The sequence below is a fragment of the Streptomyces sp. NPDC050315 genome (assembly GCF_040655775.1).
In the GTDB taxonomy this organism is placed as follows: Bacteria; Actinomycetota; Actinomycetes; order Streptomycetales; family Streptomycetaceae; genus Streptomyces.
The window spans coordinates 45,564-69,787 of sequence record NZ_JBFAKN010000002.1 but is presented as its reverse complement, the minus strand read 5'-3'; the positions used below and the strand labels follow the sequence as shown (position 1 = coordinate 69,787).

Below are 24,224 nucleotides of genomic sequence, written 5' to 3'. Positions count from 1 at the left end.
CCCCGCGCCCCTGGAGCGGGCGCTGCGCGCCCGCCCCTTGGCCGCGCTACGCGCCGGCCTTGCGGGCGCTCCGGGCCATCCACGCCGCGACCACCGCGCCGGAGATGTTGTGCCAGACCGAGAAGACCGCCGCAGGCAGCGCCGCTGCGGGGCTGAAGTGGGCTGTGGCCAGGGAGGCGGCCAGGCCGGAGTTCTGCATGCCGACCTCGAAGGCCATGGCGCGGCTCGCCGGGCGGCCCAGGCGGGCCAGCGCGCCCGCGCCGTAGCCGAGTGCCAGGCCGAGGCCGTTGTGCAGGACCACCGCGAGCAGCACCAGCGCCGCCGCGTCCTTGATCTGCGCCGCGCTGCCCGCCACCACGACCAGCACGATCACCGCGATGGTCAGCGCGGACAGCCACGGGAGCGCCTTCAGCAGCTTGTCGATGAAGCGCCCGGCCATCAGCCGGACCAGCAGGCCGGCGAAGACCGGAAGCAGGACCGTCTTGAGGATGTCCGTGACCATGACGCCGGCGTCCACGTGCATGAACTGGCCGGCGAGCAGGTACGTCAGGGGCGGGGTCACGAAGGGGGCGACGACGGTCGAGACCGTTGCCACCGAGACGGACAGCGCGACATCGCCGCGTGCCAGGTAGGTCACGACGTTGGAGGCCGTACCGCTCGGGGCACAGCCGACCAGGATCACGCCGGCCGCCAGCGCGGGCGGCAGGTCCAGCACCGTGGCCACCAGCCAGCCCAGCCCCGGCATGATCACGTAGTGCGCGACCAGGCCCAGTCCGACCGCCCACGGCCGCTTGGCGACCGCGGCGAAGTCCGGGACCGTGAGCGTGAGGCCCATCGAGAACATCACGACACCGAGCAGCCACGGCACGGCAGGGGCCCAGCCGGTGAAGTGCGACGGCCAGAACAGGCCGATCAGCCCGGCCACGATCACGAGCAGCGGGAAGAGCGTCACGGCGCGCCGCGCGGCGCGGTCGGAAGCGGGGAGGTCACCGGTGCCCGGCCCATGCGGCGCGGCGGGTGCGGGCCCCTCGGGCGCCGCGGCCTTCTGATTCGTCTGCTCGTTCGTCACGTCGGCACCTTACGGCGATCTTAGGTGCCCCGGGCAACGTGGTTCCGGATGGTGGACGGCCCTCGGGCGGCCCTCAGACCGCCTTCGCCAGGGCCGTCACGAAGCGGTCGATGGTGTTCCGGTCCCGCACCGCCAGTCGCAGCCACTCGTCGCCCAGCCCCGGGAACGTGTCGCCGCGCCGGACCGCGAAGCCCAGCTCCCGCAGCCGCTCCCGTACGCCCGCCGCGTCCGGCAGCCGCATCAGTACGAACGGCCCCTCGGCCGGCCGAACCACCGTGACCTGCGGGAACTCGCCCAGCCGCGCGATCAGGTACGCCCGGTCGGCCGCGATGTCCTCGGCCGCCTTCTCGGCCTCCGCGAGCGCCTCCGGGCCGCTGCACGCCTCCGCGGCGGTGAGCGCGGGCGAGGAGACCGGCCACAGCGGCTGGACCCGCTCCAGCGCCTCGATGGTCTCCGGGTCCGCCAGCACGTATCCGATGCGCAGCCCGGCCAGCCCCCAGGTCTTGGTGAGGCTGCGCAACACCACCAGGCCCGGCAGGTCCGTACGGGAGGCCAGCGACTCCGCCTCGCCCGGCACCGCGTCCATGAACGCCTCGTCGACGACCAGCGTGCGCCCGGGCCTGGCCAGCGCCGCCACGGTTTCGGCGGGGTGCAGCACGGAGGTCGGGTTGGTCGGGTTGCCGACCACCACCAGGTCCGCGTCGTCCGGTACGGCGGCCGGGTCGAGCCGGAAGCCGTCCCGCTCGGACAGCAGCACCCGGCCCACCTCGTGCCCGGCGTCCCGCAGCGCCGCCTCCGGCTCGGTGAACTGCGGATGCACCACGACCGGCCGCGCGGCGCGCACGGCCCGCGCGAGCAGCACGAACGCCTCGGCGGCGCCGGCCGTCAGCAGGACCCGGGAGACCGGCAGCCCGTGCCGCGCGGCGACCGCGGCGCGCGCCGCCGTGCCGTCCGGGTACGCGGCCAGCCCGTCCAGCGACGCGGCGATCCGGGCCTTGAGCCAGGCCGGCGGGGTGCCCGTACGGACGTTGACGGCCAGGTCGGTCAGGCCGGCCGCGGCGCCGCGTACCTCGGCGTCCCCGTGGTGGCGAAGGTCGGGCAGGGTGGTCACGGCGTCGTCTCCTCGTGCGTGCGTACGGTCGGCTGCGTGCTGTTGTCGTGGGGTGCGGCGCGGCGGGCGACCGCGCAGGTGGCCCGGGCCGCGCCGCCGTCCGCGGGTGCGGCCTTCCGCTTGGGGACGGCCAGCGTGCCGCCAGGGCCCGCCGCGGCCAGCGCGGCGGCCTCGGCGACGGACGGCGTCCCGGCGGCCGCCAGCACCGTGTCCGAGGGATGCGGCACCGGTACGGAGGCCAGTACGGCCGGCGGGTACGCCAACAGCTCCACTCCCAGCAGCGCCGCGGCGGCCCGCAGCCCCGGCTCCCGGGCCCTGGCGTCCACGGTGGCCAGCGCACGGACCGCGGCGAGCGGCAGCCCGGCCTCCGCGAGTACGGCCCCGACCAGCGCCGTCAGCTCCTCCGCCGGCACTCCGGGCCGGGCGCCGATCCCTACCGTCAGGTCGCGCCGGGGTCCCTCTGCTTGCACGGCGGGTCCTTTCAGCGGGGCGGAGCCGGACATGCGGGACCGGCCGGGGATCAGTAAGCAGGTGACACGGGTACCGGCACCGGTACACGCGTGGGCACGGCGGCGGAAGGGGCGACACAGTGCCTGTGGTCATCGCGGTCGGCGCGTTCCTGATGACCCTCGTCGGCGGCTGGGTCGCCCACCGGGTCACCGACCGCCGCCACCTCATCCTCGGCCTCGCCGGCGGCCTGATGCTGGGCGTCGTCGGCCTCGACCTGCTGCCGGAGGCCCTGGAGGCGGCCGATGTGCCGCTCCTCGGGGTGCCTGCCGCGCTGCTCTGCTTCGTGCTGGGCTTCCTGGCCGCGCACGCCGCGGAACGGCTCCTGGCGGTACGGAAGGCCGCGCACGGCATGGACCCGGAGGAGCGTGTCCCGCAGGTGGGGCTGACGGCCGCGGCCGCCATGGTCGTGCACAGCCTCATGGACGGCTTCGCGATCGGCGCGGCCTACCAGGTCGGCAGCGAGATGGCGGTGGCCGTGGCGCTCGCCGTGATCGCCCACGACTTCGCCGACGGGTTCAACACGTACACCATCGCCAGCCTCTACGGGAACGCCCGGCGCAAGGCGCTGCTGCTGCTCGGCGCGGACGCGCTGGCGCCCCTCGTGGGCGCGGCGGCCACGCTCCTGATCACCCTGCCGGAGCAGCCGCTCGGGTTCTACCTCGGTTTCTTCGGCGGCGTCCTGCTCTACCTCGCGACCTCCGACATCCTGCCGGAGGCCCACCACGACCACCCCGCGCTGTCGACGCTGGGCTGTACGGCCGCCGGGGTGGGCTTCATGTGGCTGGTGGTCGGCCTGTCGGGCCACTGAGGCCATCAGGCGCGCCCCGCCGCCCACGCCCCGGCCCGCGCCGCCAGCCGGTGCGCGAGCGACGGCTCGGCGGCCCAGTGCACGTGCAGGTACGAGGCGTGCACACCGTCCTGTACGAAGCCCTCGGTACGGCGCTCGGGGCGCACGAAGCCCCACGCCGGACTCTCGCCCGTACCCGGCTCCAGGACCGTGCGGTGGAACTCGTGGCCGCGGACCCGCGTCCCGGCGGCCGCCAGCGCGCTGTCACCGATGGCCACCGCCTCCCGGTAGCCCAGCGTCAGCCGCTCCGACATTCGCCCGTCGGCCGGCAGCACCCCGCACATCGGCTTCCCGTCCAGCGAACGGGACAGGTACAGCAGGCCCGCGCACTCCGCGGCGACCGGCGCGCCCGCGGCCGCCAGCCGGGCGACCTCGGCGCGCAGCGGCGCGTTCGCCGACAGCTCCGGCGCGTACACCTCCGGGAACCCGCCGCCGATCACCAGCCCGGCCGTGTCCGGCGGCAGCTTCTCGTCGCGCAGCGGATCGAAGGGGACGACCTCGGCACCGGCCGCCGTCAGCAGCTCGGCGTGCTCCGCGTACGAGAACGTGAAGGCCGCGCCGCCGGCCACCGCGATCACCGGGCGGCCCGTGGCGGGCGTCTCCGGGGCGTGCGGCTCCCAGGCGGGGCCGGTCAGCTCCGGCGCGCTGCGCGCCAGCGCCAGCAGCCCGTCGAGGTCGCACCCGGCGCGGATCTGCGCCGCCTGCGCCTGTACGGACTCCACGGCCTCCGGAGCCCGCTCCGCGACCGGGACCAGTCCCAGGTGCCGGGCGGGCGTATTGACCTTCGGCGCGCGCCGCAGACAGCCCAGTACCGGCACGCCCGCGCCGCCGAGCGCCTCGCGCAGCAGCGCCTCGTGCCGGTCCGAGCCGACCTTGTTGAGGATCACCCCGGCGAGCCGCACCTCCGGGTCCCAGGACGCGAAGCCGTGCACCAGCGCCGCGACCGACCGGGACTGCGAGGACGCGTCCACGACCAGTACGACCGGGGCCCGCAGGAGCTTGGCGACCTGCGCCGTCGAACCCAGCTCGCCCATCCCGGACGCGCCGTCGAACATGCCCATGACGCCCTCGACGAGCGCCAGGTCCGCGCCCGCCCCGCCGTGCAGGAACAGCGGCTCGATCCGCTCCGGACCGCACAGGTAGGCGTCGAGGTTGCGGCCCGGACGCCCGGTGGCCAGCGCGTGGTAGCCCGGATCGATGTAGTCCGGGCCCACCTTGTGCGGGGACACCGCGAGACCGGCCTCGCGGAAGGCGGCCATCAGGCCGGTGGCGACGGTGGTCTTGCCGCTGCCCGAGGAGGGCGCGGCGATCACCAGGCGCGGGATGTTCACTGTGGGATCCTCAGCTGACCGGTCGTGGAACGGCTCACCACTCGATGCCCCGCTGGCCCTTCTGGCCCGCGTCCATCGGGTGCTTGACCTTGGTCATGTCGGTGACCAGGTCGGCGAAGTCCACCAGCTTCTCCGGCGCGTTGCGGCCGGTGATCACGACATGCTGGGTGCCGGGACGGTTCCGCAGCACCTCGATCACCTCATCGGTGTCGATCCAGCCCCAGTGCATCGGGTACGCGAACTCGTCCAGCACGTACAGCTTGTACGACTCGGCCGCCAGGTCCCGCTTGACCTGCTCCCAGCCCTCGCGGGCCGCCTCCTCGCTGGACTCGATGTCGCGCTGGACCCAGGACCAGCCCTCGCCCATCTTGTGCCAGGCGACCGTGCCGCCCTCGCCGGTCTCGCCGAGCGTCTTCAGCGCGCGCTCCTCGCCGACCTTCCACTTCGCGGACTTCACGAACTGGAAAACCCCCACCGGCCAGCCCTGGTTCCAGGCGCGCAGCGCCAGCCCGAAGGCGGCGGTGGACTTGCCCTTGCCGGTGCCGGTGTGGACGAAGACGAGCGGGCGGTTGCGGCGCTGACGGGTGGTGAGGCCGTCGTTCGGTACGACGGTCGGCTGTCCCTGCGGCATCAGGCGGCCCTCCGGTGAGTGGTGTCGGTGACGGTGCGGACGAGCGCGGAGACGCTGTCCGCGCGGAGTTCGTCGAGGGTGACGGCGGTGCCCTGCAGATCGCGGGCCAGCTCGCCGGCCAGGCCGAGGCGCACGGGACCGGCCTCGCAGTCCACGACGACCGAGGCGGTGCCCTCGGCGGCCAGCAGCCGCGCGGCCTTGGCGGCACGCGGGCGCGGCTCGACGCCGCCGGTCGCCCGGCCGTCCGTGACGACCACGACCAGCGGGCGGCGCGAGGCATCCCGCATCCGCTCCACGCGCAGTACCTCATGGGCCTTCAGCAGGCCCGCGGCCAGCGGGGTGCGGCCGCCGGTGGGCAGCTGCTCCAGCCGGGCCGCGCCCGCCTCCACGGAGGAGGTGGGCGGCAGCGCGAGCTCGGCGTCCGCGCCCCGGAAGGTGATCATGCCGACCTTGTCGCGTCGCTGGTACGCGTCCAGCAGCAGCGACAGGACCGCGCCCTTGACGGCGGTCATCCGCTTGCGCGCCGCCATCGAGCCGGACGCGTCCACGACGAAGAGCACGAGATTGCCCTCGCGGCCCTCGCGCACGGCCTCGCGCAGATCGTCGCGGCGGACGAGCAGTCCCGGGCCGCTCCGTCCGCGCGCCTTCTGGTGCGGCGCGGCGGCCTGCACGGTGGCGGCCAGGTGCAGCTTGCCCAGCGCGCCCTGGGGGCGGCGGGAGCCGGTCGTACGGCCGTGCGCGGTACGGGCCCGCGAGCGGCGGCCGTCGGCGCCCTCGCCGAGCCCCGGCACGTCCAGCCGCCGGGTCTTGAACGGCTCCGCGGCGCCGACCGCGGCCTTCTCGGGAGCGGCACCGCCCTCGTTCTGGGGCTGGGCGGGCTGCTGCTCCGGAGCGCCGTCCGAACGCTGGTCCGGTACGGAGGGCTGCTCGGGGCCCGCGTCGGAGCCCGCGCCGGACGGCGGCGGCGCGTCGTCCGGGCCGCTGCCCTGCGGGGGCTGCCCGCCGCCACCGTCGGGACCGCCGTCAGGACCGCCGCCGTCCGGCCCGTCGTCCGGACCCTCCGGCTCCGGGTCCGGCTCCTCGTCCTCCGGGGAGTCCTGCGGGTCCTCGGGGGCGAACTCCTCCAGCGTCCGGTCGAGCTTGTCCTCGTCGAGGCCGGGGGCGTCGAACGGGTTGCGGCGGCGCCGGTGCGGCAGCGCCAGCAGCGCGGCCTGCCGGACGTCGTCCTCGGTCACCTCGGCGCGGCCCGCCCAAGCGGCCAGCGCGGTTGCGGTACGGGCCATCACGATGTCCGCGCGCATACCGTCCACCTCGAACGCCGCACAGACTGCGGCGATCTGGCGCAGCGCCGCGTCACCGAGCACGACATCCGGGAGCAGCGCCCGGGCCGTGGCGATCCGCTGCCGCAGGGCCTCCTCCTCGGCGGCCCAGCGCGCCGCGAAACCGGCCGGGTCGGCGTCGTACGCCAGCCGCCGCCGTACGACCTCCACCCGCTGGTCCGGCTCGCGGGAGGCCGCGACCTCCACGGTCAGCCCGAAGCGGTCCAGCAACTGCGGCCGCAGCTCGCCCTCTTCGGGGTTCATCGTCCCCACGAGCAGGAAGCGCGCCGCGTGCCGTACGGAGACGCCCTCGCGCTCGACGTAGGAGGCGCCCATGGCGGCGGCGTCGAGGAGGAGGTCGATCAGGTGGTCGTGCAGCAGGTTGACTTCGTCGACGTACAGGATGCCGCGGTGGGCGTGCGCGAGCAGGCCCGGCTCGAACGCCTTGACCCCCTCGGACAGGGCGCGCTCGATGTCGAGCGAGCCTGCGAGGCGGTCCTCCGAGGCGCCCACGGGGAGCTCGACCATGCGCGCCGCGCGCGATTCGGCGGGGCTCACCTCGTGCGGCCCGTCCGGGCATTCCGGGTCCGGACCGGCGGGGTCGCAGCTGAAGCGGCAGCCGGCGACGACCGACACGTCGGGCAGCAGGTCGGCGAGCGCACGGACCGCGGTCGACTTGGCCGTGCCCTTCTCGCCGCGGACCAGGACGCCGCCCACCGCCGGGCTGACGGCGTTCAGCAGCAGCGCCAGCCGCAGGTCGTCCATGCCGACGACGGCGGTGAACGGATACCGGGTGCTCACGTACGGATCACTCCTCCGAGTGGCTTTCGTTGGCTTCTCGCCGGGCGCGCTCACGGTGCCCCCGGCGGTACGAACGGCAGACCCGCGGGCACCCCGTTCTCGATCAGGCGCAGCAGCGCCTCCGTGTCCGCGTGTTCCTCGATCAGGTCGCCCAGCGCGTCGAGCTGTTCCTCGCGCAGCGCGTCGAAGCAGGTGTCCGGCGCGGGCACGAACGCGCGTCCCGCGGCCGCCGCCACCCGGCGCAGGAAGGCACGCCGGAAGCCGTCGCTCTCCAGGGAGCCGTGCCAGTGCGTGCCCCATACGGAGCCGACGCGGCAGCCGTCGAGGAAGGTTTCGTCGCCCTCCCGGACGTCGGCCACGCCGTGGTGGATCTCGTACCCCGCCACCGGCTCGCCCAGTGCCGTGCCTTCCGGCCGGGCGAGGGTCTTCTCCTGCGCGAAGCGGACGCGTACGGGCAGCAGTCCCAGCCCGTCGACCGCGCCGGCCCGCGACTCCACCTCGTCCTCGATGTGCTCTGCGAGCATCTGGAAGCCGCCGCAGATGCCGAGTACCGGGCGGCCTTCCGCGGCCCGGCGCGCGACCGCGTCCGCGAGGCCGCGTTCGCGCAGCCACTGCAGCGCCCGTACGGTCCCGCGCGTACCGGGCAGGACGACCAGGTCGGCGTCGGCCAGCTCCTCGGGGCGGTCCACGAAGCGGACGACGACACCCGGTTCGGCCGCCAGCGCGTCCACGTCGGTGAAGTTGGACATCAGGGGCACGGCGGCGACCGCGACCCGGAGGATGTCCTTGCCGTGCGGCGGCGCGACCGTGCTCTCGCGCACCGCGCCGCGCAGCGAGACGTGCAGGCCGTCCTCCTCGTCGATGCCGAGCCCGTGCCGGAACGGCAGTACGCCCAGCGTCGGCCGCCCGCTCAGCTCCTTGAGCATGTCCAGGCCCGGTTCCAGCAGCGTCACGTCGCCGCGGAACTTGTTCACCAGGTAGCCCGCGAGGTGCGCCTGGTCGGCCGCGGAGAGCAGCGCGGTGGTGCCGAAGAAGGACGCGAAGACGCCGCCGCGGTCGATGTCGCCGACGACGACCACGGGGAGGTTCGCGGCGCGCGCGAGGCCCATGTTCACGATGTCCGTGCGGCGGAGGTTGATCTCGGCCGGGCTGCCCGCGCCCTCGCAGATCACCGCGTCGTGCGTACGGCGCAGCTCGGTCAGGCAGTCGGTGACCGTGCCGAGCAGCCGCTCCTGGCGGCCCGAGTGGTAGCCGCGCGCGCTCAGCTCGCCCACCGGCTTGCCCAGCAGCACGACCTGGCTGCTGCGGTCGCTGCCGGGCTTGAGCAGGACCGGGTTCATCAGCGCGGTCGGCTCGACGCGGGCCGCCGCGGCCTGCATGGCCTGCGCCCGCCCGATCTCCGCGCCCTCGCGCGTCACGTACGAATTGAGCGACATGTTCTGCGCCTTGAAGGGCGCGACCTTGACGCCCTTGCGGGCCAGCCAGCGGCAGATGCCCGCCGTGACGACGCTCTTGCCCGCGTCCGACGTGGTGCCGGCCACCAGCAGGCCGCCACCGAGAGTCCTGTCCGTACCGCTACCGCTCACCGGGATCTCCTCGCCTTCCGCGCGCCGCGGACCGCGCCCACGGCGATCCGTGCCCCGACCGTCGTCGCCAGCGCCAGCGCGCTCACCCGGCGCGACAGCCGCACCGCGCGCGCGATGTCCGCGCCGTCGACCGCGCGTGCGCCGTCGTTGAGCACCGGCCGGTGCTCGACCCGCCCCGCGTACGCGAGCGTGCCGCCCAGCCGTACGCCGAGCGCGCCCGCGAAGGAGGCCTCCACCGGGCCCGCGTTGGGGCTCGGGTGCCGCTTGCCGTCGGCCCGCCAGGCGCGCCACGCGCCGCGCGGGTCGGGCCCGGCGACGGTGGCCAGCAGCGCGGTCAGCCGGGCGCCGGGCCAGCCCGCCACGTCGTCCAGCCGGGCCGAGGCCCAGCCGTACCGGCGGTAGCGGTCGGACTTGTGACCCACCATCGCGTCCAGCGTGTTGACCGCGCGGAAGGCGACCAGGCCCGGTACGCCGCCCACGGCGCCCCAGACCAGCGCGCCCACGACCGCGTCGGAGGTGTTCTCGGCGACGGACTCCACGACCGCGCGGGCCATCTGCTGCCCGTCCAGGGACTGCGGGTCGCGGCCGCACAGGTGCGGCAGCCGCTCGCGCGCCACGTCGAGGTCGCCGGCCTCCAGTGCGCCGCCGATGGCGCGCGCCTCCCGGCCCAGCGTCGTCCCGCCCAGCACGGCCCAGGTGGCGGCGGCGGTCAGCGCGATGTGTGCGGGGGCGCAGCGGCGTACGGCACGGGAGAGCAGGGCCGCGCCCACGGCGGCCCCGCCGGCGCACAGCGCGGTGTGCGCCGCTCCGTATCCACGGTGGTCGCGCCACAGCCCGCGCTCCACGGCGCCCGCCGCCCGCCCGAAGGCGGCCACCGGGTGGCCGCGGCGGGGATCGCCCACGGCCAGGTCGCCGAGAAAGCCCAGAGCCGCGCCGCACGCATAGGTGGCGTGTTCGGCACGCATCGTCGGATCAGCCTGCCGTCGTGCCTCGGAGGGACGGCCGCACGCGGTCGCGTACCGGGCGTACGGCGGAGGAAGGCAGGGGTCTCGGCTCGGGGCCCGGCATGGCGTGTGTCCTCACTCAGGGTCCGCGCCCTGGCTCGACGTGACGGGCGACGAGAGTCTCCTGGCTCCCGGATCGGCGCTGCCCCCGGCCTTCCAGCCCGTGTCTGCGCGGGCCGTGGCCGCTTCTGGAGGAGCGCTCCCCGGTGACAGTGGCGGGACCGCGCCGGATTCTCACCGGACTTCCTCATCTGTCGCCGAATGGCATCGGGCAGTCCACCACGTGCCGCGAATGCCCGTCAACTCACCCTTGACCTGCGACGCGGGCGTATGGCAGGCCCTGTGGTCAACGACACAGCGTGGACGGCGGTTGACGACCTGTTGCCTGCCGTACCTCCCGCACGACACCATCGGGGCACCTATGGCAAAGGTGCCGCAGGAGGGGGACGGTGATGGCGGAGAACCGGCAGCATCACGAGGTACGCATCAGAGTCACCGGCACCCATGACGGGGGCCAGGATCTGGAAGACCTGCAGCGGTGGCTGCAGCGCGAGTCCTGGCTGACGCCCGGCAACCACGCATGGCGCCGGGCACCGGGCGCGGAGACCGCCCCGCGCACCGGCGCGGCGGACCAGGGACCCGAAATGGCCGTCGGTATCGACGACCTCGTCCTGGTCCTCATCGGCGCGGTCGTGGCGCCGATGACCGAGCAGCTCCTCATCGCCCTGCGGGAGTGGCTCGCGCACCGCAGGGAGACCGCCGCCAAGGGCGAGGCCCCGGGGCTCGACATCACCGACGCCTCCGGACACCGCCGCCTCGACGACCCCGATCCGCGCGCCGAACGCGACGACCAGGGCGGCCGCGTCGGCACGGAGTAACCGGCGATGCCCCTCTACGACGCGCGGGGCAAGCGGAACCGCGCGCTGATCATCGGCGTCAGCCGGTACCAGGACCCCCGGCTGCACGACCTCGACGCGGTCTTCGCCAACCCCGACGAGCTGGGCCGGGTGCTGTGCGCCCCGGCCACCGACCTCTTCCTGCCCCAGGAAGTGACGCCGCTGCGCCCGGACACCCCCGAGGAGCTGACCGCCGCGCTGCGCACCGCGGCCGACGAGGCACGCGGACTGCTGCTCGTCTACTTCTCCGGGCACGGCCGGGTCCGGCGCGACGGCAGCGACCTGCACCTGCTGGTCGGGTCCTCGCGGGTGGCGCAGGACGAGCGACGGGTCGCCTCGCACGAAGCGGTCTCCTGGGCCAAGGACGTGCTGCCGCGCCTGGAGAGGTCGCGGGCCGACCGCGTCGTCGTCGTGCTCGAATGCTGCTTCGCGGGCAACGCGGACGACAGCTTCCGTACCCACGAGAAGCCGGTCTCGCTGCTGATGGCCGCCCAGCCGAACCGCCGCATCTTCAGCGGCACCGAGCCCGGCGGCGGCACCGTCTTCACCCGGGCCGTGCTCGACATCCTCGAACACGGCATCGAGGGCAAGGAGTTCGTCACCTTCGAGGATCTGGCGGGCGAACTGCGGCGGCGGCTCGCCGGGCACACGACCCCGCAGGGCGGCGCCTGGGTGCCGCGCGCCTCCAAACAGAACACCGTCGACGACGTGGTGGTCTCCTTCGCCACCCGCGAGCTGCGGCCCCGTACCCCGTTCACCGTCCGGGCCCGGCGCTGGTGGCGCTCCCGTCCCCGGCGCCGGTTACGGCTGCTGACCGCCGCCGCCGTCGCGCCGGCCCTCGTCGCCACCGCGCTGGTCCTCACCGACCGGCTCGCGCCGCCCGAGAGCTGCCCGCCCGCCCAGGAGCTGCGGCTGCTCACCGCCCCCGAGGCCGAGCCGACGCTGCGCGCCGCCGCCCTCGCGTACGAGATGTCCGCCCTCAACACCGAGCCCGTGCCGGGCGAGGACGACGTGCCCGACGGCTGTCGGCGTACCCAGATCACCGTGTACTCCGCCGCCAAGGACCAGGTGGCGCAGGGCTTCGCCGCGGCGGACCGCTGGCAGGGCGAGGCCGAGGGCGCCGACGAGACCCCGCCCGGAGACGGCGACGGCCGGGTCACCGAGCCGCTCTACCGCCCGGGCCCCCAGCCCGACCTGTGGGTGCCCGAATCGACCGTCGACTACCTCCAGGTCCGCCAGGGCATGGCGGCGCACGCGCCCGCCACCCTGCACCGCATCGGCCCGGTCGCCTTCACCCCGCTCGTCGTGGGCGTCCCCGCGGCGCGCGGCCTGTCCGACGTGGAGCAGGCCGGCAGCAGCTGGCACGAGATCCTGGACGACGCGGCGGACCGGAAGCTGCGGCTGCTCCGCCCCAGCCCCGCGCTGTCCGGCGTCGGCCTGATGCACACCATCGGCCTGTACCTGGCCGACGAGGGCGCCCCCGTCGACCGGGACAGCGGCGCGCCACGGGCGGAGGTGGCCGAGCGGGCCGAGAGCCGGCTGCGGGCGCCGGGCAGCCAGTACGCGGGCAGCGCCGAGCTGCTGTGCTCGCTGCGCCCTGGCGCTTCGGGGGCCGCGCAGGCGCGCGCCACCGCGGCGCCGCTGGTCACGGAGAAGTCCCTCGCCGACGCCAACCTCGGCCACGCGGTCGGCAACTGCCCGGCCCTCGCCACCGTCCCCGAGAAGGACGACCGCTACGAGGCGTACTACCCGGCCGGCGTGCCGGGCCTGGACCACCCGCTGATCCGGGTGGCCTGGCAGGGGGCCGCCGACGCCGCCCGCCGGCAGGCCGCCTCGGAGCGGTTCGCCGACTGGCTGCGGCGGCCGGACGGCGGTCAGCGGGTGATCACGGAGGCCGGGTACCGCGGGGTGAACGCGGACGGCCGCGCCGCCCCGCCGCCCACCGGCTCCCCGCTCCGCGACAGCCGCGCGGGCGTCCTGCCGGACGTCGGCGTGGAGCCGTACACCGCGGGGCGGGAGCAGGTCGCCCGGGTGCTGGCCGCGTACGACACGGCGCACCGCCCCGGGCAGCTCCTCTTCCTCCTCGACACCTCCACCTCCATGGCGGACGGCGGCCGGATCGCCGAGGCGGCGGACGCGGTCGGCCGCGCCCTGGAGATCCTCGGGCCGAAGGACACGTACGGGCTGTGGACCTACCCCCGGCCCGGCACCGCAGCGCGCGACCGCGAGCGCCCCGTCGAGCGGATCAGGGCCGGGAGCTCCGACCCGGCGGCGGGGCGCAGGCTGCTGGAGCGCCTGCAGCGGGACGATGGCGGCCTGGTCGATCAGGGGGCGTGGATGCAGGAGGCGCTGACCGCCGGGCTGGAACGGCTGCGCGACAGCCCGGCCGAGCGGACCAAGGCCGTGGTGCTCGTCCTCGACGAGGACGACGGCGCGGGGAAGCGGTCGACGGCGGCGCGCGAAGCGCTCTCCGACGCGCTCGCCGCGCACCCCCGGATCCCCGTGGTGGTGCTGGCGACCGGCCGGGGCGGCTGCGACGCGGCCCCGGTCCGGCACGTCGTCGAGGACTCCGGAGGGAACTGCGTGACCGGCGGCCCGGGAGCCGCGGACACCCTGGCCGGACTGGTGGCCTCCTTCGGTACGGGCGGACAGGAGGCGGGCCGGTGAAGCGCGTGGCCGCGGCGGCCGCCGCCGTTCTCTGCCTGCTCGCGGCGGGTTGTACGGACCCGGGTCCCACGCCCGCCGCCGACGGGGACATCGTCCTGGCCACGGGCAGCGACCTCAGCAGTACAGGGGTGCGCCGGGAGCTGATCCGCCAGTGGGAGCGGCGGACCGGCAAGCACGTCCGCATCGTCAAGCTGCCGGACACCGCCGACGGGCAGCGCAGCCAGCTGCTGGCCGCAGGGCAGTCCGGCAACAGCGGGTACGACGTGCTCAACATCGACGTGGCCTGGACCGCGGAGTTCGCCGCGGCCGGCATCATCCGGCCCTGGGGCAAGGAGCTGAGCGGCGACTTCCTCGCCAGCGTCAAGAAGACGGTCACCACCGGCTCCGACGGCACCGTCTGGGCCGTCCCCTTCAATACCGACGCCGGGCTGCTCTACTACCGCAGCGACCTGCTGAAGAAGTACGGGTACGACGGGCCGCCCGAGACCTGGGAGCAGCTGCGCACCTGGTCGCAGGAGATCATGGCCGAGGAGAACGCCCACCGCCCGGCCGACGAGAAGCTGTACGGCATGGTCGCCCAGCTGCGGCCCTACGAGGGCCTCACGGTCAACACCCTGGAGTCGGTCTGGGCGTCCGGCGGCGACCCGGAGCGGACGGCGCACCTCGCCGGGGCGCTGCAGCAGGGCGTGTACGCGCTCAAGGAGCGGCTGCGCACGATCATGCCGCAGGAAGCGACGGCGATGGACGAGACCGCCAGCAGGGAGTGGTTCGCCGAGGGCCGGGCGCTGTTCATGCGGAACTGGCCGGTGGAGTACGCCTCGGTCGCGGAGAAGCTCGAACCGGGCCGGGAGTTCGACGTGGCCCAGCTGCCCGCGGGCTCCTCGGAAGGCCGCCACCGCACGGTCCTGGGCGGCCAGAACCTCGCCCTCGCGGCCGACGCCGCGCACCCGGACGAGGCCCGCTCCCTGATCACCGCCCTCACCTCGGCGCGCAGCGAGCACTGCCTGCTGCAGCGCGGCTTCGCGGCCACCCGCGCCTCGGCGTACGACGGCACGGCACCCGCGTGCGATCTGCCGCCCGACGACGCCCGCCGGGAGGAGGGCGACGGCGCCCGGCACCGCACCGCGCCGCCCGGTCAGGGCCCGCCGTACACGGACCTGCTGCACCGCGCGCTCAAGGACGCGGCGCCCCGGCCGCGCAGCCCGCACTACGCCACGTACAGCAAGGTCGTGCAGCTGTACGTCTTCGACTACCTCACCGGCAAGGACGACGCGTCCATCGCCGACGAGCTCGCCGAGGAAGCGACGAAGGCGCTCAGCGGCCGCGGAGAACGCGGACGCTGAGCGCCTTCGAAGGTGCCCTGTGGGGTCAGCCGGCGACGATCAGGAAGATGCCGTAGCCGACGGCCGCGAGGCAGAGCGCGAAGCAGGCGTAGCCGCCGGTGCGGGCCACGGCGGAGGAGCCGCCGCCGACGGTCGCGGCGGTGCCTGCCTCGCCCTCCTGGCGGGCCTTGCGGGACGTGCCCACGATGCCCAGGGTGAACAGGCCCACCATCGCGACGGTCACCACGAGGGTGGTGCCGAAGACCTGGCCGAGTGCCGCCCAGTCGATGTTCATGGCGTGAGTTCCTTAACTCGAGCGCCCGGCGTCAGCGGACGGCCGAGGTGGCGGGGGAGCGGGTGGTGGACTGCGCCGGGATGCCCTCTATGGTCCCGTCGCCGGCCGTGGTCGACCCGGCGGGCGGCGGGGCGACGGACTGCAGCGCGGCGGTGACGACACCGGCCGGCTCGACGGGCTCGACGTCGTTGACGTTGCTGTGGTCCACCGGCTTGCGGCGGGAGGCGGCCCAGATGGCGCCGCAGATCACGACACCGAGCACGGCGACGGTGGTGACGCCCCAGGTGCCCTGGCCGGCCAGGAAGGCCGCACCGGCGGCGACCAGCCCGGCGGCCGGCAGCGTCAGGCCCCAGGCCATGACCATCCGGCCCGCCGTGGACCAGCGGACCACGCCGCCCTTGCGGCCGAGGCCGGAGCCCATGACCGCACCGGAGCAGACCTGGGTGGTGGAGAGCGCGAAGCCGAGGTGCGAGGAGGCGAGGATGGTCACCGCGGCGCCGGTCTGGGCGGCGAAGCCCTGCGGCGGCTGGATGTCGGTGATGCCCTTGCCCATCGTGCGGATGATCCGCCAGCCGCCGAGGTACGTGCCCAGGGCGATGGCGATACCGGCCGAGGCGATGACCCACATGGGCGGGTCGGCCTGCGGGGCCAGCGCGCCGCCGGTGATCAGCGCGAGGGTGATGACGCCCATCGTCTTCTGGGCGTCGTTGGTGCCGTGCGCGAGGGAGACCAGCGCGGCCGAGGCGATCTGCCCGGCGCGGTAGCCCTTGGCGGTGTCCTCCTCGGCGCGGTTGCGGGCCAGTCGGTACGTCAGCCGGGTGGCGACCGTCGCGGCGATGCCGGCGACGATGGGCGCGGCCACGGCCGGGATGAGGACCTTCATGACGACCGCGTCGGCGTTCACCCCGCCGATGCCGACGGACACCAGGGTCGCGCCGATCAGGCCGCCGAAGAGGGCGTGCGAGGAGCTGGAGGGGAGGCCGGCGAGCCAGGTCAGCAGGTTCCAGACGATCGCGCCGACGAGACCGGCGAAGATCACTTCTGGTCGGATGCCGGAGCCTTCGTCGATGATGCCTCCGGAGATGGTCTTGGCCACCTCAACGGAGAGAAAGGCGCCGACGAGATTCAGCGCCGCCGACATCGCCACCGCGGTCTTGGGCTTGAGCGCCCCCGTGGAAATGGTGGTGGCCATGGCGTTGGCCGTGTCGTGGAAGCCGTTCGTGAAGTCGAACACCAAGGCCGTGACGATCACGATCCCGATGAGAAGCGTGATGTGTTCCATTCACCCAGGCAATCAGTTCGATGGTCAGTGACGCGAACGACCGTAGGGAGGATGGGTGAACGGAAGATGAACGACAACGGGCCTGGTGGTGACGCCCCCGCCGATTTCGTGCGGAGGCGCCTCACCAGTAACTCGGAGTTCACCCAGGGGTGGCCGAGACGTGCTGCGGACTAGCCCGCTGCAAACCTGCGGAGCTGACTGTATGAACCGTTCCAGGCGTTTTGGTCGCCCGGGAATCGGCCCTTGTTGGAGTACTGCCAGATGCTGAGGAACGACCAGCCCTTCGGCAGCTTGCCGGGCCTCCCGTGCCACGACGCCAGCCACAGCGGGTGGCTCTGCGCGAAGGCGCTGCTGCCGCCGGTGCAGGTGTTCCACCAGCGCGTGGTCGTGTAGATGACCGGCCGGCGTCCGGTCTGCCGCTTGACCTCGTTGCTGAAGCCCCAGATCCAGCGGACCATCTTCTTCTTGCTCACGCCGTAGCACTTGTGCTTCTTGCTGTACGGGTTGTTCTCGATGTCCAGGGCCGGCGGCAGCGTCCAGCCGTCCGCCTTCCACTGGCCGCCGTGGTTCAGGAAGTACCGGGCCTGCGCGGTGCCGGAGGACTGGTTCGGCACCGCGAAGTGGTACGTGCCGTGCAGCAGGCCGGCCTTGCGTGCGCCGCGGTACTGCCTGCCGAAGTAGGGGTTGGTGTAGGAGGTCGATTCGGTGGCCTTGACGTACACGAACCGCGCGCCGTTCGCCCGGGCTTCGGGCCAGTCGACGTTCTTCTGGTGCGAGGAGACGTCGTGGCCGTGCGGCACATTGGATGCCGCCGAGGGGCTCGCGGCGGCGAGATCGGTGAGCGCGGCGCCGGCCAGTACGGCCAGGGCCAGAGCGGTTCCGGTGGCGGCGGAGGTCAGGCGGGGCAGTAAGGCCGGTGTGTGGTCACCTTTGTGGTCACGAGCCATGGTTCCCCCCGGATGGCGACGTGCATGACAAATCAACCAGAGGTTATTGGATGATCCCGAGATGGCGGCGACCTCCGGCCAATCACCGTTTATCACTGAGATGTACCGGTTTGTGGGATACCGGAGGTGAAGGGTCCGCCTTACAGTGCGGCGGCTGCGCGGGAGACGGCCGGTACGGTGCGGAGCCCAGGTGCGTCAGGAGGGAGTGGGGCGGGATGACGGAGCGGGAGCCCGGACCGGTACGAGAGGTGGCGGAGGCGTGGGACGCGCTGGTGGCCGCGGCGCGGCGCACGGTGGCAGACGGGCTGGTGGTCGGCACGTCGGGGAACGTTTCGGTGCGCGCCGGCGGGCTGGTGCTCGTCACGCCCAGCGGCGTCCCCTACGACCGGCTCGGCCCTGCCGACCTGGTGGCCGTGGACCCGGCCGACGGGCGGCAGGTGGCCGGTGAGCTGAAGCCGACGAGCGAGCTGCCGATGCACCTCGCGGTGTACCGCCACACCAGTGCCGCCGCCATCGTCCACACCCACGCGGTGCACGCCACCGCAGTCTCCACACTGGTCCCCGAACTCCCGCCGGTGCACTACATGACCGCGGCCCTCGGGGGTACCGTCCGGGTTGCCTCATATGCGACGTACGGCAGCCAGGAGTTGGCCGACACCATGCTGCACGCGCTGCGCGGCCGCACGGGCGTACTGCTGCAGAACCACGGCACCCTCACCTACGGCGACACCCTCGACCAGGCGTACGACCGTACGGCGCAGCTGGAGTGGATGTGCCGGCTGTGGCTGACCGCCGCGTCCGTCCCCGGCCATACTCCGTCCCTGCTCTCCGAGGACCAGCTCGCCGAGGCGGGCGAGCGGCTGCGGGGGTACGGGCAGCGGGGCTGAGGCGGGCCGCGGGGGGCCGGGGCCGTCACCCGGCCGGAGCGGCCCACTGGCCAGGCGTCGCCCGGCTCCCCAGACTGGGGAGGGTGCGCCTGGGTACCGCGGCGGCAGCGGCCGTCTCCACCGTGATCGGTACCGGAGCGGCCGTGTTGGCGGCCGGCCGGTATGCCAGCGACGTCGCTCTGAAACCCGCCCCCGACCGGCCGTTCCCGGGCGACGGGCGGCTGACGGTGCACGCCACCACCGCGGACCGGGTCACGCTCACCCGCAGCCTGTCCGCGCTGCGGCCCGGCCGGTACGGCCTGACGGGCCGCAACTGCCACGCGGTCATCGGCCCGGTGTGCGACGACGAGCCGCACGCGGCCGACACCGTCGTCCGGCGCCTGGAGCGGATCACCCACGGAACCCTCGGCCGCGGCACCCGCCTGCGGCTGACCCCGCAGGTGCACATCGGCAGCCCCTCCGACGCGCTCGGCCTGGAGTGCGCGGACGTGGACGTGCCCGGCGAACTGGGCGCGCTGCCCACGTGGTTCGTGCCGGGCGAGCGGGAGACCTGGGTCATCGCCGTGCACGGCCTCGGCACGACACGGGAGCACCCCATGGTCGTGATGCCGTTCCTGCAACGCCATCACTTCCCGGTGCTGGCCCCGGCGTACCGCAACGACCTCGGCGCGCCGCGTACCACGGACGGCATCGGGCACCTCGGGGACACCGAGTGGCGCGACGTGGACGCGGTGATCCGGTACGCGCTGCGGTACGGCGCGCGCCGGGTGATCCTGCACGGCTGGTCCACGGGCGCGACGATGGCGCTGCACACCGCGGCGCACTCCGTGCTGCGCGACCGGATCGCCGGGCTGGTGCTGGACTCGCCGGTACTGGACTGGCGCGCGACGGTACGGGCGCTGGCGGCGGCCCACCGGGTGCCGCGCCCCGTGCTGCCGCTGGCCGTGCGGGCCGCCGAGGGGAGCACGGGGCTGCACTCCGACCGGCTGGCCGAGGCGCGCGACCCGGCGCTGCTCTCCGTACCGACGCTGATCTTCCACGGCCCGGGCGACACCATCGCCCCCTGGACGGCCTCCCGCCGCCTGAAGGCGGCCCGCCCCGACCTGGTCAGCCTGCACACCGTCAGCGACGCCCCGCACGGCGCCATGTGGAATGCGGAGCCGGAGGAGTACGAGGAGTCGCTGCGGCGGTTTCTGACGCCGCTGATGTAGCGGCCGCGTGCGCGCCGACCTGGCACGGAGGGGCCGAGGGGCTGGCACGGGGTGCCGCGGTGAGGGGGGCGATCATGGGCGGAACGGGCAGGAGCGGACCTTCCGAAGAACGCAATCCGCATTCCGATTGGGTTTTCGGGCCCACAAGAGCAAGACTGCTCCTGTGACGTCCCGTACTCCGCGCGACTCCCGGCTCCGCCTCGTCCCCAGACAACCGATCGCCGCCGCGCGCCGCGCGGTGAGCACCCGGACCGCCAGGCCCGCGACGCGGCCGCCCGAGGGCACTCCGCCGCCCGCGGAGCTGGCCCGGATGGCGCGCAGCGGACTGGCGGGCGCCGTCCGGGTGGCCCGCTGGGCCGACCGCGCGCGGGGCGAGGGCGTGGGCGCGTGCGCGGGCCCCGACGGCTCGCTCCCGGACGCCGCGGCCGAGGAGGCCGCCGCCGAACTGGATCTGACGCCGCAGCAGGTGCGGGCCGACTGGGACCGGGCCCGGCTGGCCGGACTCATCGAGCTGCACGGCGGAGAGGCCCGGCCGGGCTGGCGGCTGCGCGCCTGGGACCGCGACGACTCGGCGGCGCTGCGCGGCTGGGTCGCGCTCTTCGACGCCTGGTCACTGGCGCGCCCCGCCCCGAAGGCCGCCCGCCCCGGAGCGGTCGCCGAGGTGATCGAGGCGCTGCCCCAGGTCCTGTCGCTGCTGTACCTCTCCTCGGGCCCGGTCCAGCTGACCGACCTCCAGGAGCTCCTCGACCAACGCATCGCCGAACTCCGCACGGAACGGTGCGAGGTGCCGTACGAGGGGCCGTCGGAGGCCGGCTCGGTGGACGCGGGCCCGGGCCCGGTCGATGCGGGTCCGGTGGACGCGGCTGCCCGGGGCGCGGAGCCCGGCGCCCAAGAGGCGACCGGCACCGGCACTGCCCCGGATGCCGATGGCCAGGCCACTGAACATGCGCCCGACGCCGAGGTGTCGTCCGCCGAGCTGCTGGACTGGGCGCTGGGCGCGCTCGCCGCGGTCGGTGCGCTCGTCGTACGCGGCGAGAACGGCGCTCCCCGGGCGCGCGCGGCCGGGGACGCCGCCGTGCTGCTGCGGGGCGGCGAACCGGCCGGTGAGCGGCAGGCCCGGCTCACCCCGCTCGGCAGCTGGGCCGTGTGGGTCAAGCTGGAGCAGATCTGCGTGGCCGCGCAGAGCCCCGCCGGCAACATCGAGCAGTCCGCCGAGGCGATGCTGCGCGGCTGCGCGCGGCTCACCCCGGGACCCGCCCGCGCCGAGTACCGGGCGTGGCTGGCCGCGCGGTCGGCCGGCAGCGCCGTCGAGGAGCTGCTGGCGGTCGCCCGCGGCGACGACGCCCTGCTGCGCGGGCTCGCCTTCGAGGCGCTGCGCGCGGTCGGCGCACCGGCCGAGCCCGCCGTACGGGCCGCGGCCGACGAGCCCGCCCTGCGGCCCTACGCCCTGCTGTGGCTGGTCGAGCACGAGGGCGGCGACCCGGAGACCGCGCCGGACGTGCTCACCCGCGAGGAGTCCACCTGGCTGTGGGTGGACACCGCGGCGGCCGTCGCCGACCACGGCGAGAGCCGGCTGCTCGTACGGCACCTGGACTCCGCCGTGCAGGGCTCCGTGCCGCGCCTGCTGGAGGAAGTACGCGCCGTCGGGCATCCGCGCACCGTCCAGGTCCTCGTCGCGCTGGCCGCCGCGCACCCCGACCCGGCCCTGGCCAAGGCCGTCCGCCGCGCGGCCTTCCAGGTCCACACGGGCGGCGCCTGACGATTCCGGGCCCGGCGGCCGGGTGCGGGCGCCGGCCCCCCCCCGGGCCGGGGCGCGGCTCAGGCGTCCGCGTCCCTCGTCGACGGTGCGTACGTGCCGAAGCTCCAGACGTTTCCCTCCTTGTCGCGGGCCATGTAGTCACGGGAGCCGTAGTCCTGGTCGGTGGGTGGCATGAGGATCTCCGCACCGGCCGCGGCGGCCTGCTTGTGGTGCGCGTCGACGTCGTCGACGGCGACATAGACGCCGGTCGGCCCGGCGTCGCCCATCGCCTCGGCGAAGACGCCGCCGCGCCCCTTGGCGCCGATCATGACCGTGCCGTTGCCGTACGACAGCTCGGCGTGCAGCACAGTGCCGGACTCGTCCTCGTACAGCGCGCCCCTGGTGAAGCCGAAGGCGGTCGTCAGGAGCTCGATCGCGGCCTTGGGGTCGGCGTAGAGCAGCGTCGGGCAGATGGAGGGAGGCGGGGTGGCGGGCATGATCTCGGTCCCTTCGCGAGCCGGTGTGTCCTGACTCACACAAGTCTGCCAGCAGGGTCTGACAACGCCATCTGGCCTGGGAGTTCGCCCCTTCCGGCGGGCGCCCGGCGGGGGCGGCGGTGGCCGGGAAAACTGCTTGCACACCACCGTTAGACTGGCCCTATGGCAATTCTCCTTGTGCATTAGACGGCGCCGGTCCGTTGCGCTCCTCGTGGAGCGCGCCGCGTTGCGGCTTCTCCCGCCCGTCCGTTCCGCCGTCCACCCTGCCCTGGAGTCTTTCCCGTGATCACCGCCTCCGGCCTCGAGCTGCGCGCCGGCGCCCGAGTCCTCATCGAGTCCGCCTCTTTCCGTGTCGCCAAGGGCGACCGCATCGGCCTGGTCGGCCGCAACGGCGCGGGCAAGACCACCCTCACCAAGGTCCTGGCGGGCGAGGGCATCCCCGCCGCCGGCACGGTCACCCGTTCCGGCGAGGTCGGCTACCTCCCGCAGGACCCGCGCACCGGCGACCTGGACGTACTGGCCCGCGACCGCGTGCTCTCCGCGCGCGGCCTGGACGAGGTCCTGCGCAAGATGCGCGAGAACGAGGACCGGATGGCGGGCGGCAAGGGCGCCACCCGTGAGCGCGCGATGAAGAAGTACGAGCGCCTGGAGACGGAGTTCCTCACCAAGGGCGGGTACGCCGCCGAGGCGGAGGCCGCGACCATCTGCGCCAGCCTCGGCCTGCCCGACCGCGTCCTCGCCCAGCCGCTGCACACCCTCTCCGGTGGTCAGCGCCGCCGCGTCGAACTGGCCCGGATCCTCTTCTCGGACTCCGACACGCTCCTCCTGGACGAGCCGACCAACCACCTCGACGCCGACTCGATCGTCTGGCTGCGGGACTACCTCAAGACCTACCGCGGCGGCTTCATCGTCATCTCCCACGACGTGGACCTCGTCGAGACCGTCGTCAACAAGGTGTTCTACCTGGACGCCAACCGGTCCCAGATCGACGTCTACAACATGGGCTGGAAGCTGTACCAGCAGCAGCGCGAGGCCGACGAGAAGCGCCGCAAGCGCGAGCGCGCCAACGCCGAGAAGAAGGCCGCCGCGCTGAACTCCCAGGCGGACAAGATGCGCGCGAAGGCGACGAAGACCGTCGCCGCGCAGAACATGGCCCGCCGCGCCGAGAAGCTGCTCTCGGGCCTGGAGGAGGTGCGGCAGTCCGACAAGGTCGCCAAGCTGCGCTTCCCGAAGCCCGCCCCGTGCGGCAAGACCCCGCTCACCGCGGAGGGCCTGTCCAAGTCGTACGGCTCGCTGGAGATCTTCACCGACGTCGACCTGGCCATCGACAAGGGCTCCCGGGTGGTCATCCTCGGCCTCAACGGCGCCGGCAAGACGACCCTGCTGCGGCTGCTCGCGGGCGCCGAGAAGCCCGACACCGGCCAGGTCACCCCCGGTCACGGCCTCAAGCTCGGTTACTACGCGCAGGAGCACGAGACGCTCGACCCGGACCGCACGGTCCTGGAGAACATGCGCTCGGCGGCCCCGGACCTGGACCTCGTGGAGGTCCGCAAGACCCTCGGCTCCTTCCTGTTCTCCGGCGACGACGTGGACAAGCCCGCCGGCGTGCTCTCCGGCGGCGAGAAGACCCGGCTGGCGCTCGCCACCCTGGTCGTCTCCTCCGCCAACGTCCTCCTTCTGGACGAGCCCACCAACAACCTCGACCCGGCCAGCCGCGAGGAGATCCTCGGGGCGCTGCGCACGTACGAGGGCGCGGTGGTCCTGGTGACCCACGACGAGGGCGCCGTGGACGCCCTGGAGCCGGAGCGGATCATCATGCTGCCGGACGGCGTGGAGGACCTGTGGGGCCCGGATTACGCGGATCTGGTGGCGCTCGCCTGACCCCCCGCGGCGCTCCGCCACCGCGCTCGCCTGATCGCCCGCGGCGCCCGGCACCGCGCTCGCCCGGCCGCTCGCGGTGCCCGGCACCGCGCGGCACGGGCCGTAGGGCATCTTGATCAACGCGGTATGGATCATTCGGCCGACGGGTGATCCATCATCTGAGTGAGAACGGCTCGTACCCGGCGCGGCGCGCCGCACGGGTGGGGCCGGACGGCTACGGATTCCGCAGCACTTCGCCGCGTACCCCCTGACCTGGCCCTTCTTCGCACGCCTCGGCGCGGGTGGCCACGTAAGGCCCTTGGAATCGATTATTCCGAGCGGCCGTGCGCCGCCGCGCGCGCCAAACGATGTCCTACGGACCTTGCCGAATGGGTGGCCAGGACGGGCGTAAG

20 protein-coding genes and 1 riboswitch are annotated in these 24,224 nt (G+C 74.3%); of the genes, 8 read left to right on the top strand and 12 right to left on the bottom strand.

Going from position 1 to position 24,224, the window contains the following annotated elements:
• Positions 1-46 precede the first annotated feature (46 nt).
• The 3 genes from AB0I82_RS07345 to AB0I82_RS07335 form a co-directional block, all read right to left on the bottom strand.
• Positions 47-1,069, bottom strand: a complete 1,023-nt coding sequence (locus AB0I82_RS07345; protein ID WP_363256171.1) for a bile acid:sodium symporter family protein — start codon at positions 1,067-1,069, stop codon at positions 47-49.
• A 73-nt stretch (positions 1,070-1,142) separates the two neighbouring features.
• Positions 1,143-2,180, bottom strand: a complete 1,038-nt coding sequence (cobC, locus tag AB0I82_RS07340; RefSeq protein ID WP_363256170.1) for an Rv2231c family pyridoxal phosphate-dependent protein CobC — start codon at positions 2,178-2,180, stop codon at positions 1,143-1,145.
• Entirely contained in the window at positions 2,177-2,650 is a 474-nt protein-coding gene (locus AB0I82_RS07335) for a cobalamin biosynthesis protein (protein ID WP_363256169.1), read from the bottom strand. The genes cobC and AB0I82_RS07335 overlap by 4 nt, the downstream gene beginning before the upstream one ends.
• A 119-nt stretch (positions 2,651-2,769) precedes the next feature.
• On the opposite strand from AB0I82_RS07335, the gene AB0I82_RS07330 reads away from it, so the two are divergent.
• Entirely contained in the window at positions 2,770-3,498 is a 729-nt protein-coding gene (locus tag AB0I82_RS07330; RefSeq protein ID WP_363256167.1) for a ZIP family metal transporter, read from the top strand.
• A gap of 5 nt (positions 3,499-3,503) precedes the next feature.
• Here the strand turns inward: AB0I82_RS07330 and AB0I82_RS07325 are convergent, their stop codons facing one another.
• From AB0I82_RS07325 to AB0I82_RS07305, 5 genes are read right to left on the bottom strand one after another with little or no spacing between them, the layout of a single operon-like run.
• Positions 3,504-4,868, bottom strand: a complete 1,365-nt coding sequence (locus AB0I82_RS07325; RefSeq protein ID WP_363256166.1) for a cobyrinate a,c-diamide synthase — start codon at positions 4,866-4,868, stop codon at positions 3,504-3,506.
• 34 nt (positions 4,869-4,902) lie between these two features.
• Entirely contained in the window at positions 4,903-5,499 is a 597-nt protein-coding gene (gene cobO, locus AB0I82_RS07320; RefSeq protein ID WP_363256165.1) for a cob(I)yrinic acid a,c-diamide adenosyltransferase, read from the bottom strand.
• Positions 5,499-7,619 carry a putative cobaltochelatase gene (locus tag AB0I82_RS07315; RefSeq protein WP_363256164.1) on the bottom strand — a complete coding sequence of 707 codons (2,121 nt, stop codon included), beginning with the start codon at positions 7,617-7,619 and terminating at the stop codon, positions 5,499-5,501. The genes cobO and AB0I82_RS07315 overlap by 1 nt, the downstream gene beginning before the upstream one ends.
• Before the next feature lie 50 nt (positions 7,620-7,669).
• The gene (locus tag AB0I82_RS07310) at positions 7,670-9,205 is read right to left on the bottom strand and encodes a cobyric acid synthase (protein WP_363256163.1); all 1,536 of its coding nucleotides are present in this window, start codon (positions 9,203-9,205) and stop codon (positions 7,670-7,672) included.
• The gene (locus AB0I82_RS07305; RefSeq protein WP_363256162.1) at positions 9,202-10,170 is read right to left on the bottom strand and encodes a cobalamin biosynthesis protein; all 969 of its coding nucleotides are present in this window, start codon (positions 10,168-10,170) and stop codon (positions 9,202-9,204) included. Before AB0I82_RS07305 ends, AB0I82_RS07310 begins: the two co-directional genes overlap by 4 nt.
• Positions 10,171-10,326: 156 nt before the next feature.
• A riboswitch (cobalamin riboswitch) is annotated at positions 10,327-10,460 on the bottom strand.
• 201 nt (positions 10,461-10,661) lie between these two features.
• Between AB0I82_RS07305 and AB0I82_RS07300 the strand changes: the two genes are divergently transcribed.
• The 3 genes from AB0I82_RS07300 to AB0I82_RS07290 are packed head-to-tail and all read left to right on the top strand — an operon-like array spanning position 10,662 to position 15,115.
• Complete coding sequence (locus tag AB0I82_RS07300; RefSeq protein WP_363256161.1) at positions 10,662-11,087, top strand: hypothetical protein; 426 nt, start codon at positions 10,662-10,664, stop codon at positions 11,085-11,087.
• Positions 11,088-11,093: 6 nt separating this feature from the next.
• Positions 11,094-13,772: a caspase family protein gene (locus AB0I82_RS07295; protein WP_363256160.1), complete on the top strand. Its 2,679-nt coding sequence runs from the start codon at positions 11,094-11,096 to the stop codon at positions 13,770-13,772.
• On the top strand, positions 13,769-15,115 hold the full coding sequence (locus AB0I82_RS07290) for an extracellular solute-binding protein (RefSeq protein WP_363256159.1): 1,347 nt from the start codon (positions 13,769-13,771) through the stop codon (positions 15,113-15,115). Before AB0I82_RS07295 ends, AB0I82_RS07290 begins: the two co-directional genes overlap by 4 nt.
• A gap of 25 nt (positions 15,116-15,140) precedes the next feature.
• On the opposite strand, the gene AB0I82_RS07285 is transcribed toward AB0I82_RS07290, so the two are convergent.
• The 3 genes from AB0I82_RS07285 to AB0I82_RS07275 all read right to left on the bottom strand — a co-directional run bounded on the left by AB0I82_RS07285 (position 15,141) and on the right by AB0I82_RS07275 (position 17,618).
• Complete coding sequence (locus AB0I82_RS07285) at positions 15,141-15,389, bottom strand: hypothetical protein (protein WP_363256158.1); 249 nt, start codon at positions 15,387-15,389, stop codon at positions 15,141-15,143.
• Positions 15,390-15,420: 31 nt separating this feature from the next.
• A complete protein-coding gene (locus tag AB0I82_RS07280) occupies positions 15,421-16,671 on the bottom strand; it encodes an inorganic phosphate transporter (protein WP_363256157.1) in 1,251 nt (416 codons plus the stop codon).
• Between the two features lie 170 nt (positions 16,672-16,841).
• A complete protein-coding gene (locus AB0I82_RS07275) occupies positions 16,842-17,618 on the bottom strand; it encodes a lysozyme (protein WP_363256156.1) in 777 nt (258 codons plus the stop codon).
• A 215-nt stretch (positions 17,619-17,833) separates the two neighbouring features.
• On the opposite strand from AB0I82_RS07275, the gene AB0I82_RS07270 reads away from it, so the two are divergent.
• From AB0I82_RS07270 to AB0I82_RS07260, 3 genes are all read left to right on the top strand, one after another.
• On the top strand, positions 17,834-18,505 hold the full coding sequence (locus AB0I82_RS07270; RefSeq protein WP_363256155.1) for a class II aldolase/adducin family protein: 672 nt from the start codon (positions 17,834-17,836) through the stop codon (positions 18,503-18,505).
• A gap of 83 nt (positions 18,506-18,588) precedes the next feature.
• Positions 18,589-19,716 (top strand): alpha/beta fold hydrolase, encoded by a 1,128-nt coding sequence (locus AB0I82_RS07265; RefSeq protein WP_363256154.1) that lies wholly within the window; start codon positions 18,589-18,591, stop codon positions 19,714-19,716.
• A 163-nt stretch (positions 19,717-19,879) separates the two neighbouring features.
• Positions 19,880-21,475 (top strand): hypothetical protein, encoded by a 1,596-nt coding sequence (locus AB0I82_RS07260; protein WP_363256153.1) that lies wholly within the window; start codon positions 19,880-19,882, stop codon positions 21,473-21,475.
• Positions 21,476-21,534: 59 nt separating this feature from the next.
• On the opposite strand, the gene AB0I82_RS07255 is transcribed toward AB0I82_RS07260, so the two are convergent.
• Positions 21,535-21,951: a VOC family protein gene (locus AB0I82_RS07255; protein ID WP_363256152.1), complete on the bottom strand. Its 417-nt coding sequence runs from the start codon at positions 21,949-21,951 to the stop codon at positions 21,535-21,537.
• Between the two features lie 282 nt (positions 21,952-22,233).
• Between AB0I82_RS07255 and abc-f the strand changes: the two genes are divergently transcribed.
• A complete protein-coding gene (abc-f, locus tag AB0I82_RS07250) occupies positions 22,234-23,832 on the top strand; it encodes a ribosomal protection-like ABC-F family protein (RefSeq protein WP_363256151.1) in 1,599 nt (532 codons plus the stop codon).
• Positions 23,833-24,224 lie beyond the last annotated feature (392 nt).

Excerpts from the sequence above, each read along its gene's own strand:
- cobO (WP_363256165.1), bottom strand. The coding sequence starts at position 5,499 with ATGCCGCAGGGACAGCCGACCGTCGTACCGAACGACGGCCTCACCACC.
- AB0I82_RS07305 (WP_363256162.1), bottom strand. The coding sequence starts at position 10,170 with ATGCGTGCCGAACACGCCACCTATGCGTGCGGCGCGGCTCTGGGCTTT.
- AB0I82_RS07300 (WP_363256161.1), top strand. The coding sequence starts at position 10,662 with ATGGCGGAGAACCGGCAGCATCACGAGGTACGCATCAGAGTCACCGGC.
- AB0I82_RS07295 (WP_363256160.1), top strand. The coding sequence starts at position 11,094 with ATGCCCCTCTACGACGCGCGGGGCAAGCGGAACCGCGCGCTGATCATC.
- AB0I82_RS07285 (WP_363256158.1), bottom strand. The coding sequence starts at position 15,389 with ATGAACATCGACTGGGCGGCACTCGGCCAGGTCTTCGGCACCACCCTC.
- AB0I82_RS07280 (WP_363256157.1), bottom strand. The coding sequence starts at position 16,671 with ATGGAACACATCACGCTTCTCATCGGGATCGTGATCGTCACGGCCTTG.
- AB0I82_RS07275 (WP_363256156.1), bottom strand. The coding sequence starts at position 17,618 with ATGGCTCGTGACCACAAAGGTGACCACACACCGGCCTTACTGCCCCGC.
- AB0I82_RS07270 (WP_363256155.1), top strand. The coding sequence starts at position 17,834 with ATGACGGAGCGGGAGCCCGGACCGGTACGAGAGGTGGCGGAGGCGTGG.
- AB0I82_RS07255 (WP_363256152.1), bottom strand. The coding sequence starts at position 21,951 with ATGCCCGCCACCCCGCCTCCCTCCATCTGCCCGACGCTGCTCTACGCC.